Annotated in this window: 2 protein-coding genes; both read left to right on the top strand. The window is 28.0% G+C overall.

Annotated elements, in window-relative coordinates; genetic code table 11:
- Positions 1 to 284 precede the first annotated feature (284 nt).
- Positions 285 to 1,163 carry an Rgg/GadR/MutR family transcriptional regulator gene (locus Q0H31_RS12945; RefSeq protein ID WP_295298844.1) on the top strand — a complete coding sequence of 293 codons (879 nt, stop codon included), beginning with the start codon at positions 285 to 287 and terminating at the stop codon, positions 1,161 to 1,163.
- A gap of 350 nt (positions 1,164 to 1,513) precedes the next feature.
- On the top strand, positions 1,514 to 2,221 hold the full coding sequence (locus Q0H31_RS12940; protein WP_295298842.1) for an ATP-binding cassette domain-containing protein: 708 nt from the start codon (positions 1,514 to 1,516) through the stop codon (positions 2,219 to 2,221).
- Positions 2,222 to 3,656: the final 1,435 nt, after the last annotated feature.

Genomic DNA, 3,656 nt, shown 5'->3' with positions numbered 1-3,656 from the left:
TTACTCTCAAAAATTCCGAGTGCCTGAAACTATTAAGCTTCAGGCACTTTTCTCACAGCGGAAAGTCTTGTAAAAAGTCGTTCTAAAATAAATGGTAACTTTTTATAGTTTCTATGGACTGTAATTTATAAAAATATTAGTGATGGAGATATTATAATTATTAATTCAAAAATAACTACACATAAGTTAAATTGTTTTTTCATAATCAAACCTCCTTCTATAATTTATGATATACTTTTTTTGATTAAAATTTTAGTTCCCGAATATGCAACAAAGGAGAAAGAATGAAAAATAGTGGTGAAATTTTTAAACGCTTCAGAGAATCTAGAGGGTTATCTTTAAAAGATGTAGCAAATGACAATCTTTCAAAATCTCAGTTATCAAGGTTTGAAAATGGACAAAATGATCTTACATTAAATAAGTTCATTATGGCACTGAATGCCATAAATGTTTCTATTAATGAATTTATGTATGCTGTGAATGACTTTCATAATGATGAACTCACAGAACTTCTAGATATTATTAGGACCTGCACCATCAAAAATGATATTAAAGGCTTAAAAAACTTATTGTTTGATTATAGTAAAGGGGATAAAGATAGTGATAAATTTCATGAATTAAATACTATTTTGATAAAAATCCGCCTTCAAATCCTATCAGAAGAAAAACAAGTTCTTGAGGGAGACTTAGAAAAGTTAATTGATTATTTGTTTAGTGTCGAATATTGGGGAGTATATGAATTAAAATTATTTCTTAATTCAATTGATATTCTAGAACATAAGTTTTTTGTAACTTTGTCGAGAGAAATGATCAGACGTTCCGACTATTATAAAGAAATTAAGGCGAATAGAAGTCTAATCAATCATATGACACTGAACGCTTATATTATTTGCATCGATCGAGGTTATTTAACAGATGCAGCGTACTTTGGAAAACAACTTGAATCTTTCTTCTTTGAAGAATCTGAAATGTATGAAAGAGTAGTATATAATTATGCCCATAATTACTATATATATAAAAAGTTTGGCAGTGACCAAGCCATTGTTGAAATGAAAAAGTGTATAGAGTTTATGAAGGCAGTGGGAAGTGTTAATATTGCTAGTCATTATAGTTTGCATCTAGATAAAATTTTAAAAAATAGACAGTTGCAAAAACGGGAATAAATTATATGTTATAAATATAATGTTATATTTATATTGATATGTTATCAATTATAGGCATATTCTTTTCCAAACTAAAATAAAAAGAGTTTTCATCGGGTATAGTTATATTATCATCTATTTATTTTATTTGTTATGAGGTAGGATTATCAGTTATGGGTGTTATCCTATTAACTATTAATGTTTTGATACAGTTTATAGAAAGAAGGCTAAAAAATGAAATTACGATTTAGAATTTTGATTGGGATCTGCTTTTTAATTGGTGCGTTGGTATTTATGGTTCAAAAAGAGCTGTTATATGCGTTAGCATTTCTTTTAGTCGGAGGATTTTATATATATAAAGGAGTGGACTAATGGTTCATTTGGTTTTGGAGGTAAAAGGACTCAACGTTTGGTTTAAGAAGGATAGACCTATTATTAGTAACCTTGATCTTGTTATTCCGAACAATACTATTATTGGTCTGGTAGGAAAAAATGGTTCAGGAAAAACAACCTTGATAAAATCTCTGAGTAGTGTGTTTGATAAGAGGAACTATCAAGTGACTTCAATCAGCTTAAATGGTGAAAGTAAACCGTTGGACAGTAATGTTTATAAGCTGAATACCTATACTGTTTTCACCGAAAATAACAGTTTTTTAAATTGGAACTTTAGTCAGTATTTTAATTTTGTCTGTCGATTATTTCATGTTAAAAGAGATGATGACTTATATGATTATTTAGTCAAGGGCTTTAATTTTGGAAAATTTTTACAGACTAGCATAGGTAATTTGTCGACTGGAAATAAGAAAAAAGTCTTTTTGATAACAGGTTTCTATTTAAAACGCCCATTATTAATCTTGGATGAACCTTTTGATGGATTAGATTTTGACTCTACTGAATTTTTATATGAAGTTCTCGTTCAATATAAAAGCTATGGCTCAATATTAATGACCTCTCATATAGCAGAAAGCATTGCTAGAGTTTGTGATGAAGCCTATTTTCTTGAGGATGGACATTTAAAATTGTTACAATCAGATTTAGATGATTGGTTAAATGAGGTCAGTAGTCAAAGGAGGGAATAGATGCTTTTAGCTATTTTTAGAGATATCTTTTCAAAAAATAGATTGTACTTGTTTCTGTTTTCTCTTAGCATATTACTGTATTATAAATATGTGAGAGTTGAGTTCTCTACAGATTTTAGAATTCTGATGTTGAGTACATTTATCGTAACAGCACTATCAACCTTTCAGTTACTCTATTCATATTTTTTAACTGATAGAATGGAAGGCTATTTTCAACTACCTATATCCATAAACTACTTTAAAATTAATTTTATATTTGTTACATTTATTCTGAATTTTTTTGAAAGAATCATGTTTCTAATTTTATTTTTAAATGTAACTATTGGATACTTTCAATTTATAAAATTAATACTCTTTTCATTACTAGTGATACTTAGTGTATTCTATGTGTTTATCAAGTTGAACACAAAATTAAATGTACTAAGTTTGCTTTTGATTATTGGTATGTTAGGAATAGGTGGCTCTATATTATTACTAAATAATATATTCTATATGTTAGTAAGTTCTATCATTGTAGGGTATTTAATACTGAGAAATAAAGAACTTATTTATATCGTAAAAAATGAAAGTTCTCCAGTTTTTAATAAGAGACGTCATAATTATTTTATGATTTCCTTGATGCAAGAAAAATATTTTTTTATAAATTCAATTTTTACCCTATTATTTATTTTATTAATTATTTTTCAGGATTACCCGGAACAACTAAAAACAATAACTTTACTTACTATTGTTTCTGTAAATACTCCATTAACAACTCTATTCTCAGCAGACAAAGATTTGATAGTTCATGTAAAGTCGCTACCTCAAAGTACTTTATTTTTCTTAATGTATTTTAGAGTATTACTTTCGTATTACCTAATCACTAATTTATTAGTAGCTTTCACATTAAAACTTTTTGTATTGAAGAGTTTGAGAATAGACTTCTTATTATTGACCATTGGGTTAGCTATAATAGAGGCTATTATGTACCTTATAATTGAGATCTATTTTCCATTACGGAATTGGAATCTGAAAAGGGAATTATGGAAGCATCCAAGAAAATATATCGTACCAGCTATAATTTTCTTTATTGGTTGGATAACAATGTACTTAATGGTTTGAGAAATACGTCTGATCCATATATTCTACTGTTGAACAACACAGGATTATTTTTACATTTTTCAAGGTTGGAGGGAGCCCAATGACATTAAACGTTTTTGCCTCTCTAATTCACTATAGACGTATTAAATCAACAAAGAATTGTTGGTCTTTTTATAAATGAAAAGGTACCTTTAAAAAAACAAAAAAGCTTCCAGGGTCAATTAACTCTGGAAGTTTTAAGATAACCCGTTATAGAGCTTATTGTTCATGTATTCGAAAATAGTTTAATCTATTCGATAAATTCTATAGAAATGTTTGGCCAGATTGTGTTCCAATTTTTCTTTTTTACCCTCTC

This window comes from uncultured Brachyspira sp. (assembly GCF_934747485.1).
GTDB lineage: Bacteria > Spirochaetota > Brachyspiria > Brachyspirales > Brachyspiraceae > Brachyspira.
The sequence above is the reverse complement of the archived record's forward strand: the minus strand, read 5'-3'. Positions and strand labels throughout refer to the sequence as shown.